The following is a 16245-nucleotide window of genomic DNA, read 5'->3' on the forward strand; positions in this document are numbered from 1 at the left end:
GGAGACGGTAGTTTTGGGGGTGATCCGTTGCTTGGGGGGTCCGCCCCGATTGAGTTGCCAAGGAGGGACGTCATGTCCTTGCTGACCGTTTGGCCAGAGACCGACGCCGCCGAGGAGATCCTGCGTACCTCCGACCCTGTCGAGATCGCCGCCGCGCTGGAGCCGATCGGTGTGCGGTTCGAGCGCTGGACGGCCGACGTGGAACTGCCGGACGGCGCGACGCAGGACGAGGTGATCGCGGCGTACCGGACCGAGGTGGACCGGATCACCGCCGCCGAGGGCTACATCCAGGTCGACGTGATCCGGCTCCAGCCCTCGGACGACCCGGAGTGGCCGGCCAAGGCCGCCGGGGCGCGGGCCAAGTTCCTCACCGAGCACACCCACGACGACGACGAGGTGCGCTTCTTCGTCGAGGGTGCGGGCATCTTCTACCTGCACATCGCCGGCCGCGTGCACGCCGTGCTGTGCGAGGCGGGCGACCTGCTCTCGGTGCCCAAGGGCATCACCCACTGGTTCGACATGGGCGTCGAGCCCTCGGTCGCCGCGATCCGGTTCTTCCACGACGAGGACGGTTGGATCGGCGACTTCACCGGCGACCCGATCTCCTCCCGCTTCCCGGACTTCGACGAGATCTGGGCCGGGTACGCGGCGTGAGCGACGGCACCACCACGCCGCTGACGGTCGTCGTCGACATCGAGGGCACCACCAGCGCCACCGGCTTCATCACGGAGCAGCTCTACCCTTACTCCCGTGCGCACTTCGCCCGTTGGCTGGACGAACACGGCGACCATCCGGACGTCGTGCGGGCGGCCGACGGCGTACGCGCACTGATCGGCGAGCCGGACGCGGACACCAGGCGGATCGTCGAGGCGCTCAACGGCTGGCTCGACCGGGACGAGAAGGTCACCCCGCTCAAGGCCCTCCAGGGCCTGATCTGGGCCGAGGGCTTCGCGTCCGGCGAACTGACCTCACACTTCTACCCGGATGCGATCCCCGCGCTGCGCGCCTGGCACGCGGCGGGGCATCGGCTGTACATCTTCTCGTCCGGCTCGGTCGCCGCGCAGCGCGCGTGGTTCGGCAGTTCGCCGGAGGGTTCGTTGTTGCCGCTGTTCTCCGGCCACTTCGACACCGAGAACGCGGGCCCCAAGCGGGTGGCCGACTCGTACCGGACGATCGCGGCGATGATCGGCGAGCCGCGACCGGAGCGCCTGGTCTTCCTCTCCGACCTGGTCGAGGAGTTGGACGCGGCGCGCGAGGCCGGCTGGTGGACGATCGGCGTGCGCCGGCCGGACGCGGACGAGCCGTACTACGACCGGGGCGTGGGCGACCACCCGGAGACGGCGACCTTCGCCCGCCTGGACCTGACCGGCGACCGCCCGATCCTGCGCGAGCCCTGAGCCCTGAGCCCTGAGCCCGCGCGGATGGCGTGGGCGGCGAAAAGCGGCCGGTGGCACGGAAGTTCGTGCCGCCGGCCGCCCGGTCGACGGCAGCCCCCCGCCGGTTCCCCCCGCGTGGCCCGCCGTACTGCCTCAGCCGAACCGCTCCACCCGGATGCGTGTGGTCGGCACTCCCGCCGCGGTGAGCAACCGCCCCGCATGCTCCGCGAAACCGGTCGAGCCGCAGACGAACACCTCGTAGCGCTCGTCCGCGAGCACCGCCGCGGCATGCGGTGCGATCGTCTCCGCGCCGAGCCGGCCCACCGGATGCGGATACCCGGCGGGCGCCGCGCGGCTGTACAGCACGGTGTGCTCCTCGCCCGGCAGTGGGGCCAACTCCCTTGCGTACAACAGGTCTTCCGGCGTACGGGCGCAGGCCACCAGGCGCAGCGGCACGGTCAACCCGCGCCGGCGCCGGTGCCGGACCATCGCCATCAGCGGGACCAGTCCCGAACCGCCTGCCACCAGCAGTGCCGGCCGGTCGCCGGGCCAGGCGAAGAACCCGCCGAGCGGGCCGCGTACCTCCAGGACGTCGCCGACCCGGGCCACGTCGTGCAGGAAGCCGGACACCTCGCCGCCGGGCAAACGGTCGACGGTGAACTCGATGTGCCCCTCGTCGTCCGGCGCCGAGCCGACCGAGTAGTGCCGCTGCGCGGTGTACCCGTCGGCGGCGGTCAGCCGCAGCATGTAGTGCTGGCCCGCGACGTGCGGGTGCCACACCGGCAGCGCGAGCCGTACCGTGACCGCGTTGGGCGTCTCGCGGCGCACCTCGACCACGGTCCCCGCCTGCCAGTCCACCTTCCCGCGCAGACTCGGCGCGGCGCGGCCGGGCGCGGCGAAGGCGGGAATCGGCGGCAGGCCCGGCCGGCTCGGCCCGCCGGCTCCGTTCGACCCGTCGGCCCCGACCGGTCCGCCGCGTGCACTCGTCGACACGGTCGCCTCAGTCACCGGAATACCTCTCCTCCGCCCACGGATCACCACGATGGTGATAGCCGTTGACCTCCCAGAAGCCCGGTTCGTCGTGGTCGAGCAGGCGCAGGCCCGCGATCCACTTGACGCTCTTCCAGAAGTACAGATGCGGCACCAACAGCCGCGCGGGCCCGCCGTGCGCCGGGGTCAGCGGCGCGCCCTCGAAGTCGAACGCGATCCAGGCCCGGCCGCCGGTCAGGTCGGCGAGCGTGAGGTTGGTGGTGTAGCCGGTGTGCGAGTAGGCCACCGCGTGGGTGGCCGTGGACCGCGGGCCCGCCTCGGCCAGGAACGCGTCCAGCGGGATACCGGAAAAGTCGGTGCTCAGCTTGGACCACGAGGTGACGCAGTGGATCGGCCCGTCGTAGGTCTCGCGGGGCAACCCGTGCGCCTGTTCCCAGTCCCACGCGCGCGGCCGGTCGACCAGTCCGTCGATCCGGAACGACCAGTCGGCCGGCGCGAGTTCGGGGGTGACCTCGGCGGAGAGCACGGGGAAGTCGTGGCGTGCGTCGTACTGGCCCGGAGGCAATCGCGGGTCGCGTTCGGCGGCCGTGTGCCGACCGACGAAGCCGCGCGTGGTGGAACTCATGTCGAGACCTCCTGACTCATGTCGAGAACCTCTCGGCTCATGCGGAGACGTTGTGGCTCATGCCGAGACCTTCCGACTCACGTCGAGACGTCGTTCCGACTCGCGCGGAGACGTTGCGACTCGTCCGAGAGCCCATGGCTCATACCCGGCCGCCCGGACGGGTTCGGCAGCGTGGCGGCCAGTGCGTTCAGTTCCTCGATCGCCGCGCCTTCGTCGATCGTAAGCAGTCGGCGGTCGCGCATCACGACCCGGCCGTCGATCACCGTGTCCCGCACGTCGGCGGGGCCGGCCGCGTAGGCGAGCATCGACCACGGGTCGTGCCGGGGCGTCAGGTGCGGCCGATTCAGGTCCAGCACGACCAGGTCGGCCGCCTTGCCGACCTCGATCGAACCGGTCAGCGGGCCGATCCCGATCGCCCGGGCGCCGTCCGCGGTGGCCATCCGGACCGCGGTGCGGGCCCCGATCAGGGTCGGATCGGGCGCGCCGCCCGGGGTGACCCGGTGCAGCGTCGCGGCGGCGCGGATCGGGCCGAAAAGGTCGAGCGCGTTGGCACTGACCGCGCCGTCGGTGCCCAGGCCCACCGGCACGCCGGCGGCCAGCAGTTCGGGCAACCGGGCCACGCCGGAGGCCAGCTTGAGGTTGGAGACCGGGCAGTGCGCCACGCCCGCGCCGGACGCCGCGATCAGCGCGATCTCCTCGTCGGTGAGGCAGACCGCGTGCGCCAGCAGCGTTCCCGGGCGCAACAGCCCCAGATCGTGCAGGAGTTCCACCGGACGGCGACCGTACCGCTCGCTTACGGTGGCCACCTCGGCCGCGTTCTCCGCCGCGTGGATGTGCAGCAACGCCTCGTGTTCGCGGGCCAGTTCGCCGACCGCGAGCAATTGCTCCGGGTTCAGCGTGTAGGTGCTGTGCGGGGTCACGCAGCGGGCCGGCGCGGTGCCGGCGGACGCTCGGCCACCCGCCGAGCGGGCGAGCGACGCGGGCGCCAGGCGCAGCCGCGCGGCGAAGTCGAGCCCGTCCGGCGGCCCGGGCACGTCCATGAAGGTCGGCCCGGTGACCAGCCGAAAGCCCGCCTCGGCGGCGGCCGCGAGCCCCGCCTCGGGGAACCAGTACATGTCCATCGCGGTGGTCACCCCCGCCCGGATCGACTCGGCCAGCGCGAGGCGAACCGCGACGCGCACGACCTCGGCGGTCAGCACCGCGCTCTCGGCGGCCACCAGCCGCTCCAGGAACACCTGGAGGTCGACGTCGTCGGCCCGACCCCGGAACAGCGTCATCGCCGAGTGCGCGTGCGCGTTGACCAGGCCGGGCAACACCAGGCACCCGCGCGCGTCCAGGGTCGGCGCCCCCGGATACCGGGCGGCCGTCTCGGTCGCCGAGCCGACCGCGACGATCCGGCCGGCCTCGATCGCGACCGCGCCGTCGGGTACGTACGTGTCGGCGGCGTCCGCGGTGAGCACCGCGCCGCCGGTGACGAGCAGGTCGATCACGCCCGCTCCGCCGCCTCGCCGGCCTCGTCCAGGGCCAGCCGGTACAGCGCGTCCAACGCCACCACGACGCCGCGCTCGACGCCCTCGGCGACCACCCGACGGTGCGGGTCGTACGTCGAGCTGCCGGCCTCGTCGACCAAGTCGTCGGCCGCGATCCCGTCCACGACCAGCACGCCGCCGGCCCGGTGTCCACCCAGCGCGGCGAACACCAGCAGCGCGGACAACTCCATCTCGATCGCGAGCACCCCGGCCGCCTGGTACGGCTTCATCGGCAACTCCAGCACGCCCGGCATGAACGCGGCCCGGGTCCACACGACGCCCCGGTGGTGCGGTGCGGCGTGTGCGCGGGCCGCGGCATCGAGCGCGAGCACCACCTCGGGGGTGGAGAAGGCCGGGAACTCGGCCGGGACCAGCTGCTGGGTCACCCCGTCGTCGCGGACCGCGCCGGTGGCCACCACCAGGTCGCCGTCGCCCACGCCGCGCGCCATCGCGCCCGCGGTGCCGAGTCGGATGAAGGTACGCACGCCTGCCTCGGCCAGTTCGCCGAACAGGCACACCGCGCCGGGGCCGCCCACACCGTGCGAGGACACCACGATCGGCACGCCGCGCCAGCTGCCCGCGTAGCTGACGTACTCGCGGTTGGCGCCGATCTGCCGCGCGTCGTCCAGCCGTTCGGCGACCAGTGCGGCGCGCGCCGGGTCGCCGACGACCAGCGCGTGCGCGGGCAGGCCGCTGCTGGGGATCTTGGTGATCGGCAGTATGGCCGGGCGGGTGGTGCTGCTCATGGCTGCGACTCCGAGGTGGTGCGGGCGAATCGGCGAGGACGGGGGATGCGGCCGGTGAGCCGGCCCGGGGGCGCGGCGCCGCGGCGGGCCCGCGAGCGGGTGGCCAGGAACAGCGCGACCAGGGTCATCACGTACGGCGCGGCGTCGGCGGCCTGCTGCGGCATGCCTTCGCCCTGGAGGCGGAAGCCGACCGCCTCGACCAGACCGAACAGGATGCCCGCGAGCAGGACGCCGATCGGCAGCGCGCGTCCGAGCATCACCGCGACCACCGCGATCCAGCCCCGACCGGCGGTCATGTTCTCGGAGAACAGCGTCACGTTGCCGAGCGCGAGCTGGGCGCCGGCCAGGCCGCACAGGGCGCCGGAGGTCAGGATCGCGGCGTAGCGGTAACGGGCGACGCTGACGCCGAGCGACTGGGCGGCCTCCGGCGCCTCGCCGACGCCGCGCAGCCGCACGCCCCACGGGTGCCGGGACAGCAGTACGGCGATCACCACGACGGCGACCCAGGACAGGTACACCAGCGGGGAGTGGCCGGACAGCGCGCGGCCCAGGAAGGGCACCGACTCCAGGCCGGGGATGTCGACCGGTTGCAGGCCCTCGAGGTCCGGGTCGCCGAAGGTGCCCTGCTTGCCGAAGACGGTACGCAGGAGGAAGCCGGTCAGCCCGACGGCGAGCAGGTTCAGCGCGATGCACAACACCACGGCGTCCGCGCCCAGCGTGACCGCGCCGATCGCCAGCAGCAGGGAGAAGGCCATCGCGGCGAGCACCGCCGAGATCACGCCGACCCACACGCCGCCGCCGAACCAGCTGCCGGTGACGGCCGCGAAGCAGCCGATCAGCATGGTGCCTTCCAGCGACACGTTGAACACGCCGGCGCGTTCGCACAGTGCGCCGCCGAGGGCGGCGAACAGGATCGGGGTGAGCGCGCGCAGCGCGGAGAAGATCAGTTCGGCGTCGAAGGACATGGTCACTTACCTCCGTCGCCGCGCGCGGGGGCGGGCGGCCCGGCGACGCCGGTGTCGAGTGCGCGGGTGTCGAGTGCGCCGGTCGTGGGCCCGCCGGTGTCGAGCCCGCCGGTCGCGAGGGCACCGGTCGCCGGGGTGCCGGCTTCGAGGACGCCGGCTTCGAGATCCGGCGGTGGGTGGGCCGTGGTGTCGGGTCCTCGGCCGAATCGGCGCAACCAACCGCCCTTGCGGAACACGCCGCCGCGGACCGCGAGGAAGAGGATCACCACGGCCTGGAGCACGGCGGTGAGCTGCTGCGGCACCGCGGTCTCCTGCTCCATGCCGAAGCCGCCGATGGTCAGCGCGGCGAAGAAGAACCCGGCGGCGACCGTGCCCAGCGGGGACGCGGCGGCCAGCAGCGCGGCGAGCAGGCCGGTCCAGGTGTAGCCGGGCGTGGTCAGCGCGCCGTCGACCATGCGGTACGGGAAGCCGAGCACGGTGATCGCGCCGACCAGGCCGGCCAGCGATCCGGACGCGAACATCAGCCGCAGGGTGAGCCGGGACCGGTCCACCCCGGCGTAGCCGGCGAAGCGCGCGCCCAGGCCGGTCATCCGCACCTCGTAGCCGGCGGCGGTGCGATGGTCGACCACGAAGTAGACCACCGCGGCCAGCACGATCAGCACGATGCCCACGCTGATCCCGGTGCCCGCGCCGGATCCGGCGGCGAACTCGGGCAGCTTGACGCCCTCGGGCAGCCGCTCGGTCTGCGGGATCCCGGAGCCCTTCTGGAGCAGCGGGAAGCGCACCATGTAGGACACGAACGACATCGCCGGGTAGCTCAGCAGCAGGCTGCTGACCAGCAACGGGACGCCGCAGCGCGTCTCCAGGACGGCGGCGAGCGCGGCCCACAGGCCACCCGCGAGCATGCCCGCGAGCAGGGCCAGGACCACGGTGATCGCACCGGGGAAGGGCGAGTACAGGCCGACCGAGACGGCGGCCAGACCGCCCAGCACGAGTTGGCCGTCGCCGCCGAGGTTGACCAGGCCCGCGCGCAGCGGGATGGCCAGGGCCAGGGCGAGGCCGACGATGGGGATGCACTCGCCGAGCGTGTCGCCGATGCCCTCGGAGCCGAACGCCCCGGTGAGCACCGAGCGGTACGCGGTCAGCGGGTCGGCGCCGGTGCCGGCCAGGATGATCGCGCCCAGGATCAGCGCGGCCACGATGGACACGGTGACCGGGGAGAACACGGCGCCGCGCACCCGCAGCGCCACTCGTGCGACCGGGCCGGATACTCGTGCGACCGGGCCGGATTCTCGTGCGACCGGACCGGATGGATGCTCGGTGGCCGTACCGGCCTTGCTGGCAGTCATATCTGATAACCCGTCAGGCCTGGTGGGCGGTGGTCGGTGCGGTGGGGGAGGCGGTGGGGGAGGCGTTGGCGCCGGCTTCGGGGTCGGCCTCGGCGGCCGAACGCGCCGGGCCGCCGCCCGCCATGGCCAGGCCGATGGCGTGCACATCCGCCTCGGCGCGCGGCAGTTCGGCGACGATCCGGCCCTCGTACATCACCAGGATGCGATCCGACAGCGCGAGGATCTCGCTCAACTCGGCGGAGACCAGCAGCACGCCGTGGCCGGCGTCGCGATACTCGACCAGACGCGCGTGGATGTTCTCGATCGAGCCGATGTCCACGCCGCGGGTGGGCTGCTCGACCAGCAGAAGCGGCGCGTCGTGGGTGATCTCCCGGCCGAGGATGGCCTTTTGCTGGTTGCCGCCGGACAGCGTGCCGATGGTGACGGCGGAGGACGCGGCCTTGACCCCGAAGCGCTCGATCACGCGCGCGGCGTGCTCGCGGATCGCCGCGCGGCGCAGGAAGCCGCCCCGGCCGGCCAGCGGCGGGGTGCGGTGGAAGCCCATCGCGAGGTTGTCGGCCAGCGAGGCGTCGCGGGCGGCGCCGACGGTGGCCCGGTCCTCGGGCACGTAGGCCAGGCCCGCGCTGCGGCGCTGCTGTACCGAGGCGCCGCCGACGTCCTGCCCGGCCACGAGCACCCGGCCCGCGGCGATCGGGCGCAACCCGGCCAGCGCCTCGACCAGTTCGCTCTGCCCGTTGCCGGCCACGCCCGCGACGCCGACGATCTCGCCGGCGCGCACGCTCAGCGACACGTCCTCGACCAGCGGCTTGGCGCCGCGTCCGGCGGACACGGTCAGGCCGCGCACGTCGAGCACGTCGGCGGCGGGGGTGCCGGCCGGGTGGGTGCGGTCCAGATCGATTCGGCGGCCGGTCATCGCGAGCGCGATCTCGGCCGGGGTGGTCTCGGCGGTGGCGAGCCGGGCGGTGACCCGGCCGTCGCGCAGCACGGTGACCCGGTCGCTGACCGCCATCACCTCGCCCAGCTTGTGGGTGACCAGCAAAATCGTGCGGCCGGAGCGGGCCAGGCCGCGGATGACGTCCAGCAGGCGGTCCGCCTCGGCCGGGGTCAGCACGGCGGTGGGCTCGTCCAGGATCAACACGCGCGCGTCGCGGTAGAGCAGTTTGAGGATCTCCACCCGCTGCTGCACGCCGACCGGCAGGTCCGCGACCCGGGCGTCCGGCGGCACGTGCAGGCCGTGCGTGTCGACCAGTTCGGCGACCCGGGCCCGGGCGGCGGCCCGATCAACCAGCCCGCGCCGGGTGGGTTCGCTGCCGTAGACCACGTTCTCCGTGACGGTCAGCGACGGGAAGAGCTTGAAGCCCTGGTGGACCATGCCCAGTCCGGCCGCGATCGCCTGCACGGGCGAGCCGAAGGAGTGCTCGGTGCCGCGCAGCAGGATGCGGCCGGCGTCGGGCCGTTGCAGGCCGTACAGGATCGACATCAGCGTCGACTTGCCCGCGCCGTTCTCGCCCATCACCGCGTGGATCTCGCCGGACGCGACCCGCAGGTCGACCCGGTCGTTGGCCAGCACGCCCGGGAAGCGCCGGACGATGCCGCGCATCTCGACCTCGGCGATGTCACCGGGGGCGGCGGCGTGCTGATCGTTCATCGGGCGTCTCTCCGGTCGAAGGGGGCTGGGGCGGGCGGGCGTTCGCCGGTGTCGGATCCGTGGATGTCCGTGGGCGTCCGGGGGCCTCCGTGGATGTCCGTGGATGTCCGGGGGCCTCCGTGGATGTCCGGGACCTCGGTGGATGTCCGCGGACCTCCGTGGGCCTCCGTGGATGTCCGCGGACCCGACAGCGGCGCAGCGTGGGCCCGGTTCGGTGCCGGGCCCGGCGACGGGGTGAACGTCGCCGGGCGGGGCACTACGGCACTACTTGGCGGTGGCCGGGTCGGCCACGGTGACGCTGCCCGCGACGATCTGGTCGCGCAGACCGAGCACGGTCTTGAGCACATCCGGGTGCTGGGCGATCAGGCACTGCGAGGTTTCCACGCCGGGCTCCATGCCGGTGAGCGTGATGCCGCCCTCCTTGAGGCCGTACGAGGTGACGCCGCCGGGCTTGCCGCCGGAGATCTGCTCGACGCCCTTCTCGACCGCGATGTCGGTGCGCTTGATCACGTTGTCCACGACGGTGCCGGGCGCCGCCGAGCACTGGTTGACGTCGACGCCGTACGCCTGCACGCCGGCCGCCTTGGCCGCGTTGAACACGCCGAGGTTGCCCGCGGCGGAGGCGGCGCCCATGATCTGGTCGACGTCCTTGGCCTTGAGCGACGCGGTCTGCTCGCTGGCCCGGGCCGGGTCGTTGAACGGCTTCTGGCCGCCGACGAACAGCTGGGTGAAGGCGCTCGCCGGGTTGGTCTGCTTGGCGCCCGCGCCGAACGGGTCGGAGAAGCGGCGGATCTGCGGGCTGTCCAGCGCGACCACCGCGCCGACCTTGCCGCTCTTGGTCAGCAGGCCCGCCTCGGCGCCGGCGAGGAAGGTGCCCTCGTGCTCGCGGAAGGTCGCGCAGGTGATGTTCGGGTACGGCTTGCTCGTGCACGAGTCGACGAACAGGAACTGCTGCTTCGGGTTGGCCTCGGCCTGCTGGGCGAGCACGTCGGCGAACTCGAAGCCGACGGCCACCACCACGGCGGGCTTCTGGCGGACCGCGGCCTCGACGTTCTGCTGGATCGCGCTGGTGTCCTTGCTCTCCAGCACGGTCGCGCTGCCGCCGGCCTTCTTGGCCGCGTTCTGCGCGCCGGTGGCGGCGAGCTTGAGGAAGTCGTTGACGCCGATCGGTTCGGGCGTCACCAGCACGACGTTCTTGGCGGAGTCCCCGCCGCCCGTGCCGCCGGCGGCAGGCGACTTGTCCTTGTCGGCGGAGGCGTTGCACGCCGTGGCGGCGAGCGCGGTGCCGACGACGACGGCGGCCACGGCCAGGCGGTGACGGGAGGTGATGCGGTACATGAGCGTCCTTGGGAGGAGAGTCGATCCCGGCGGGGCGGCCCGGAGTCGGCGGTTCGGGGGACGGAACCTCGCGGTTCCGTCGGTCTCGGCGCCCGATGGCGCGTTCGGTTCCGCGGGGTTGTGCCGGCTGCGGTGACTGGTGTGTCTGTGGTGACTGTGGTGACTGTGGTGACTGCGGTTGCTGTGGTGGCTGCGGTGCGTTCGCGTGCCGTGATCGGCGGCCGGCGCGTTCGATCGGGTGCGGTCGAGTGCGGTCGAGTACGGGCGATCAGGCTCGAACGATCAGCAGGGGCGCCGGCAACAGCGGCCGGTGCGGCGGCTGCGGACGCCGCAGCCGATACAGACGCCGCGGAGGTCGCGCTTGTCGAGCGGAAGCGGCGGACGGTCACACGCCATGGAGCGGCCGCGGCACTCGATACGTACGGCGTCGCAACGCCACGTTTCGGCCACAGCCGGCTCCTTTCCGGTCGCACCAGTCCGAGTCTTGATGTGATGATCACATCCGACTGGTTTCGGGGGAGGTTAGCACCCTCACCAGGCACTTCTCGCGCTTGTTCACAATGTGGACTCATTGTCCACGATGTGAACAATGGGTTACCGCGACGATACGCACCCGTCCCGGATGCCGGGCGCGGGTCGGGAGCGCGTTTCGCTGCGACGTAGCATCCGTAGTGCGCCACCGCGTGCGCTCGCCCCACCCGGGGTCCGCCGCCGGGTCGGTGACTTCGCACACGTTCGCGGCCACCGCGTCCGCCGCGACCACCCGGCGCTCGCTCATCCGCCCGGAAAGGACCCCCGATGGCCTCCGAGATACGCTCGCTCGCCTGGCACGGCACCGGCCTGCGCCTGCTCGACCAGACCGCGCTGCCGCAGCGGGTCGTGTACCTCGACATCACCGACGTGGACGCCCTGATCGACGCGATCCGCCGGCTTGCGGTGCGCGGCGCCCCGGCCCTGGGCGCGGCCGGCGCGTTCGGCGTCGCGGTGGCCATGCTCCAGGGCGCACGCGAGGGCTGGGACGCGGACCGGCTGGCGGGGGAGATCGCCCGGATCCGGGACGCCCGGCCCACCGCGGTCAACCTGGCCGGCGGCGTGGACCGGGTGGTGCCGTTCGCCGCCAAGGGCGTGGAGGCCGTACTCGCCGAGGCCGAGGCGGTGGTCCGCGAGGACGTCGAGGCCAACCACGCGATCGGCCGGCACGGCGCGGACTGGATCCTGTCCCGTGTCGAGCGCCGCCCGCTGCGCGTGCTGACCCACTGCAACACCGGCTCGCTGGCCACGGCCGGCTGGGGGACCGCGCTCGGCATCGTCCGCGAACTGCACGCGCGCGGCGTGTTGGAGGTCGTCTACGTTGACGAGACGCGCCCGCTGCTCCAGGGATCGCGGCTGACCGCCTGGGAGTTGGCCCAGGAGGGCATCGCGCACCTGGTCCAGCCGGATGGCGCCGCGGCCAGCACGATCCTGCGCGGGCTGGTGGACGTCGCGGTGATCGGCGCGGACCGGATCGCCGCCAACGGTGACACCGCCAACAAGATCGGCTCGGTCGGCGTCGCGCTGGCCTGCGCCGACGCGGGCATCCCGTTCGTGGTCGCGGCGCCGCTGACCACGTTCGACGACGCGACGGCGCACGGCGACGAGATCACCATCGAGGAGCGGCCGGAGTCGGAGGTGCTGGAGGTGGCCGGCGTCCGGGTCGCCCCGGCCGAGTCGCGCGCCTTCAACCCGGCTTTCGACGTCACTCCGGCTCGGCTGATCAGCGCGATCGTCAACGAGACGGGTGCGCGGGAGTACTGATTCGGGGCGAGGGGGAGGGCCGAGGGCGAGGGCGGTGCTCTGGTGCGGGAGCAATGCTCCGGTGCGAGAGCGGTGACCTGGTGTACGAGCGGTGCTCCGGTGCGAGAGCTGTGCTCTGGTGTACGAGCGGTGCTCCGGCACGACCGGTGCTCTGGTGCGAGCCGTGCTCGCTCCGGGACGCCGATTGGGAGAACGGTGCTCCGGTACGAGAGCGCTGCTCTCCTGCGCTCGTTTGGGAGAGCGGTGCTCTGGTGGGCCGGGGCGGGTAGTACGCGGGCTGGCGCCGGGAGAGAGCAGTGCTCCGGTGCAAGAGCAGTGCTCTTGCGGTTAGGAAGAGCGCTGCTCCAGTCGAGAGCACTGCTCTGGCGCGCCCGCTGGGAGAGGCGGTGGCCTGGTAGATCCGCGAGAGCAGTGCTCTGGCGTGCCCGGGAGAGCGCTGCTCCGGCGGGAGAGCGCCGCCCTGATGCGAGAGCACTGCTCTGACGGGCTTGCCTGGGAGAGCGGTGCTCTTGCGCGAGAGCGATGCTCTGGTGTGCTTGCTTGAGAGGGTGGCGCGGTGCTCCTGGCGTGCGGGCAGAGCGGTGCTCCGGTGCGAGAGCAGTGCTCTGGTGGGCTCGGGTGCGAGGGCGGTGCTTTGGTGGGCTCGGGTGGGTGGTGCTCCGATGAGTCCGCGAAAGCAGTGTTCCGGCGGGCTTCGGAGAGCAGTGCTCTGGTTTGCCGGGAGGGCGGTGCTCTGGTGCGAGAGCAGTGCTCTGGCGTGTTTGCCTGGGAGAGCGGTGCTCTTGCGCGAGAGCGATGCTCTGGTGTGCTTGCTTGAGAGGGCGGCGCGGTGCTCCTGGCGTGCGGGCAGAGCGGTGCTCCGGTGCGAGAGCAGTGCTCTGCTGTCCTCGGGTGCGAGGGCGGTGCTTTGGTGGGCTCGGGTGGGCGGTGCGCCGACGAGTCCGCGAAAGCAGTGTTCCGGTGGGCTTCGGAGAGCAGTGCTAGCAGGCCCGCGAGAGCAGTGCTCCGGTGTTCCTGGGGGAGGGCGGCGCTTTGCCGCGAGAGCACTGCTCTGACGTGCTTGTCTTGGAGAGCGCTGTTCTGGCGCGAGAGCAGTGCTCTGGTGTCCTTGCTTGGGAGAGCGGTGCTCTCGTGGAGTTCGGGTGAGCAGTCTTTTGGTCCGCCAGGGTGAGCAGTGCTCTGATGTGAGAGCACTGCTCCTATAGGCCTTGGAAGGCCTCCGCCCCGGACCGGCCGGGACCGGGGATGCGGCCTCGTCGCGTCCCCCGTGTGCCCGGGGGCGGGCTTGCTTGCGGTTGGGGTCAGCCTTCGGCGATGCGGTATTCGAGGAGCCATTCGACGACCTCGACGTGGTGGCGGGCTCGGATCGGGTCCGCGCCCCACACGTACATCCCGTGCGAGGCGACCACGACGGCCGGGACGCCGGGGACCAGCGCGGCCTCGAGTCGGTCGCCGAGTTCGGTCATGTCCTGGCTGTTGGCGATCACCGGGATGGTGACCGTCTCGTCGTGCGCGGAGCGGCCGATGCCCTTGAGCATCTCCAGGTCGCGCAACTCGATCCCGGCCGGCCAGCGTCGACCCGCGCGCACCGCCGAGATGGTGTGTACGTGGAAGACCGCGCCGGCGCCGGTCAGCGCAACCACCCGCGCGTGCAGCCCGGCCTCGGCGGACGGTCGGCGCGGCGGCGTGCCGGCCTCCTCGGGGACCGGCACGCCGGACGCGTCCACCACGACCAGGTCGTCCGCCGCCAACTCGCCCTTGTCCAGCCCCGAGGCGGTGACCGCGAGCCGCAGCGGCTCCCGGGAGAGCACCACGGACAGGTTTCCGGAGGTGCCGCGCATCCAGCCGAGTCCGGCGAAGCGCGCGGCCTCGCGCGCGAGGGTGGCCCCGGCGGCGGCGCGCACGGAGGCCGGGACCGGGGCGGGGTTTCCGGCGTCGGGGGTCGTCATGGGGTCCTCACTGTTCAACACTCTTCACAGTCCGGTCGATCCGGCTCACAGTGTGGTCGAACCGGCAGATCAGGCCATCATTTCATCCATGCCTCGGCGAACCCGGATCGGTACCGGTCGGGCCGCCCGCGTCGGAGCTGTGCGCGGGGGTCGGGCGGGTCGGCGGGCCCCGGCGGCCGCGTGGTTCGCGGTCGGCTGCCGCGGCTGTCGTGTCGCGGGATCGGCCTGTCCTCGCGCGGCAGCCGCCCGCGTCGGAACTGCGCGCGGGGGTCGGGCGGGTCGGTGGGCCTCCGGCGGCTGCGTGGGTCACGGTCGGCTGCGGGCTCGGTTGTCGTGTCGCGGGATCGGCCTGTCTTCGCGCGGCAGCCGCCTGCGTCGGAGCCGCCCGCGTCGGAGCTGGGCGCGGGGTCGGGCGGGTCGGCGGGCCCCGGCGGCTGCGTGGGTCACGGTTGGCGGCGGGTTTGGCTGTCGTGTTGCGGGATCGGGCTGTCTTCGCGCGGCAGTCGCCGGCGGGAGGCCGCCGCGAGGGGGTGGTGGGCGGGGCGGCCGCGCGGTTCGCTGCCGGCTGCGGGATTGGCTGTCGTGTCGCAGGATCGGGCAGTTCTCGAGGGGCAGGCGCCGGTGGTGGGCGGCGTGAGGGGTGGGTCGGTGGGGCGGGTGGTGCCGTGGGTCACTGCCGGCTGCGGGATTGGCTGTCGTGTCGCAGGATCGGGCAGTTCTCGAGGGGCAGGCGCCGGTGGTGGGCGGCGCGATGGGTGGGTCGGTGGGGCGGGTGGTGCCGTGGGTCACGGTCGGCTGCGGGATTGGCCGTCGTATCGCAGGATCGGGCTGTCCTCGCGCAGCAGCCGCTGGCGGTAGGCCACCGCGAGCCAGGCTGCCTCGCGGTAGGCGGCCTCCAACTCGTGGTAGACGGTGTCGATCAGGGCCGGGGCGGGACCGTTGTCGGTGCGATAGGCCAGGAACAACCGGACCGCGAGCGGATCGCCGGCCAGCGGCCGGACCGCCATGTCCGGCCGCGGGCGGGAGGTGGGTTGGCACGGCGTGACCACCTCGCCGATCGCGACCAGGGATGCGGCGGTGAGGTAATCACCGTGCAGGATCCGGGGGTTGATGCCGGCGTCGGACAACACCTCGCGCAGCCCCTCCCACTCGCCGTCCACGCTCGGGTCGACCATCCACTGGTCGTCGGCCAGGTCGGCGAGCTTGATCTCGGACTCGGCCGCGGCCGGATGATCCGGTGACATCGCGATGAACTGCGGTTCCCGTTCCACGAGTACGCGACGCCGGACTCCCTCCGGCACACGCAGCGGGAAGCCCTCGACCTCGTGCACGAACGCGACGTCGAGCTGGCCGGCGGCGACCATTCCGAGCAGCGTGCTCGCCGACACGTCCACCCGCAAGTACGTGTCCGTGGTGGGCAGTCGCAGCCGTAGCCGGCGCAGCCAGTCGGCGATCACCCGGTTCGCGGTTCCGCCGATGCGCAGGTGTGGTCCGGCGGTTCGGACTGCCTCGGCCTGGGTGTCGATGACCAGCGCACTCATCTCGGCCATGATGGGCCGGGCCCGGTGCAGCATCGTGAGGCCGAGGGGAGTGGGTCGGCTGCCGGTCCGGTCGCGGACGAACAAGGGCGCGCCCAGGGCGTTTTCGATTCTTCTGAGCTGCGCGGTCAAGGACGGCTGGGTCATGCCGAGCAACCGGGCCGCAGCGTGCAGGCTGCCGGTGTCGCCGATGGCACACAGTGCGCGGAGGTGCCTCACCTCTAGCTCCATGATGCGGAGGATAGGACGCACTATCGCGGTCGTACCAGACACCGGCGGGCGTGGGATCCGGGGGCGGGGCGTGAATCTTCCGTAACACGATCCGTGAATGTGCGGTGACGGTCCGGGAACGAGCGGTGATACGACGGTGCTATCGCCGATTGTCATCATCCGGGCCG

General features: G+C 72.7%; 13 protein-coding genes. 3 read left to right on the forward strand and 10 right to left on the reverse strand.

Translation table 11 applies throughout. The features are described 5' to 3' along the window. The first annotated feature begins 72 nt into the window (after nucleotides 1-72). Both ACIBM5_RS00085 and mtnC read left to right on the forward strand, forming a co-directional pair. Nucleotides 73-654 (forward strand): 1,2-dihydroxy-3-keto-5-methylthiopentene dioxygenase, encoded by a 582-nt coding sequence (locus ACIBM5_RS00085; RefSeq protein WP_396004591.1) that lies wholly within the window; start codon nucleotides 73-75, stop codon nucleotides 652-654. After that, nucleotides 651-1397, forward strand: coding sequence for an acireductone synthase (mtnC, locus tag ACIBM5_RS00090; protein ID WP_396004592.1), 747 nt, complete (start codon nucleotides 651-653; stop codon nucleotides 1395-1397). The genes ACIBM5_RS00085 and mtnC overlap by 4 nt, the downstream gene beginning before the upstream one ends. Before the next feature lie 132 nt (nucleotides 1398-1529). Here mtnC and ACIBM5_RS00095 read toward each other — a convergent pair whose 3' ends face one another. The 8 genes from ACIBM5_RS00095 to ACIBM5_RS00130 form a co-directional block, all read right to left on the reverse strand. Then, nucleotides 1530-2294 carry a ferredoxin reductase gene (locus ACIBM5_RS00095; protein ID WP_396005095.1) on the reverse strand — a complete coding sequence of 255 codons (765 nt, stop codon included), beginning with the start codon at nucleotides 2292-2294 and terminating at the stop codon, nucleotides 1530-1532. A gap of 82 nt (nucleotides 2295-2376) precedes the next feature. Next, nucleotides 2377-2991: a sulfite oxidase-like oxidoreductase gene (locus ACIBM5_RS00100; RefSeq protein WP_396004593.1), complete on the reverse strand. Its 615-nt coding sequence runs from the start codon at nucleotides 2989-2991 to the stop codon at nucleotides 2377-2379. Between the two features lie 77 nt (nucleotides 2992-3068). Beyond that, a complete protein-coding gene (locus tag ACIBM5_RS00105) occupies nucleotides 3069-4481 on the reverse strand; it encodes an amidohydrolase family protein (protein ID WP_396004594.1) in 1413 nt (470 codons plus the stop codon). Then, nucleotides 4478-5266, reverse strand: coding sequence for a nucleoside phosphorylase (locus ACIBM5_RS00110; protein WP_396004595.1), 789 nt, complete (start codon nucleotides 5264-5266; stop codon nucleotides 4478-4480). The genes ACIBM5_RS00105 and ACIBM5_RS00110 overlap by 4 nt, the downstream gene beginning before the upstream one ends. Further along, on the reverse strand, nucleotides 5263-6231 hold the full coding sequence (locus ACIBM5_RS00115; RefSeq protein ID WP_396005096.1) for an ABC transporter permease: 969 nt from the start codon (nucleotides 6229-6231) through the stop codon (nucleotides 5263-5265). Before ACIBM5_RS00115 ends, ACIBM5_RS00110 begins: the two co-directional genes overlap by 4 nt. A gap of 2 nt (nucleotides 6232-6233) precedes the next feature. Then, on the reverse strand, nucleotides 6234-7580 hold the full coding sequence (locus ACIBM5_RS00120) for an ABC transporter permease (RefSeq protein WP_396004596.1): 1347 nt from the start codon (nucleotides 7578-7580) through the stop codon (nucleotides 6234-6236). Nucleotides 7581-7593: 13 nt separating this feature from the next. Then, nucleotides 7594-9228 (reverse strand): ABC transporter ATP-binding protein, encoded by a 1635-nt coding sequence (locus tag ACIBM5_RS00125; RefSeq protein WP_396004597.1) that lies wholly within the window; start codon nucleotides 9226-9228, stop codon nucleotides 7594-7596. A gap of 264 nt (nucleotides 9229-9492) precedes the next feature. Beyond that, entirely contained in the window at nucleotides 9493-10566 is a 1074-nt protein-coding gene (locus tag ACIBM5_RS00130) for a BMP family ABC transporter substrate-binding protein (protein WP_396004598.1), read from the reverse strand. A 798-nt stretch (nucleotides 10567-11364) separates the two neighbouring features. On the opposite strand from ACIBM5_RS00130, the gene mtnA reads away from it, so the two are divergent. Further along, nucleotides 11365-12360: an S-methyl-5-thioribose-1-phosphate isomerase gene (mtnA, locus tag ACIBM5_RS00135; protein ID WP_396004599.1), complete on the forward strand. Its 996-nt coding sequence runs from the start codon at nucleotides 11365-11367 to the stop codon at nucleotides 12358-12360. A 1301-nt stretch (nucleotides 12361-13661) separates the two neighbouring features. On the opposite strand, the gene mtnB is transcribed toward mtnA, so the two are convergent. Together mtnB and ACIBM5_RS00145 are read right to left on the reverse strand one after the other, a co-directional pair. Further along, nucleotides 13662-14309, reverse strand: coding sequence for a methylthioribulose 1-phosphate dehydratase (gene mtnB / locus ACIBM5_RS00140; protein ID WP_396004600.1), 648 nt, complete (start codon nucleotides 14307-14309; stop codon nucleotides 13662-13664). 785 nt (nucleotides 14310-15094) lie between these two features. Then, on the reverse strand, nucleotides 15095-16078 hold the full coding sequence (locus ACIBM5_RS00145; RefSeq protein WP_391581821.1) for a LysR family transcriptional regulator: 984 nt from the start codon (nucleotides 16076-16078) through the stop codon (nucleotides 15095-15097). Nucleotides 16079-16245: the final 167 nt, after the last annotated feature.

Origin of the sequence: Embleya sp. NPDC050493 (genome assembly GCF_044458105.1) — a bacterium.
Lineage (GTDB): Bacteria > Actinomycetota > Actinomycetes > Streptomycetales > Streptomycetaceae > Embleya.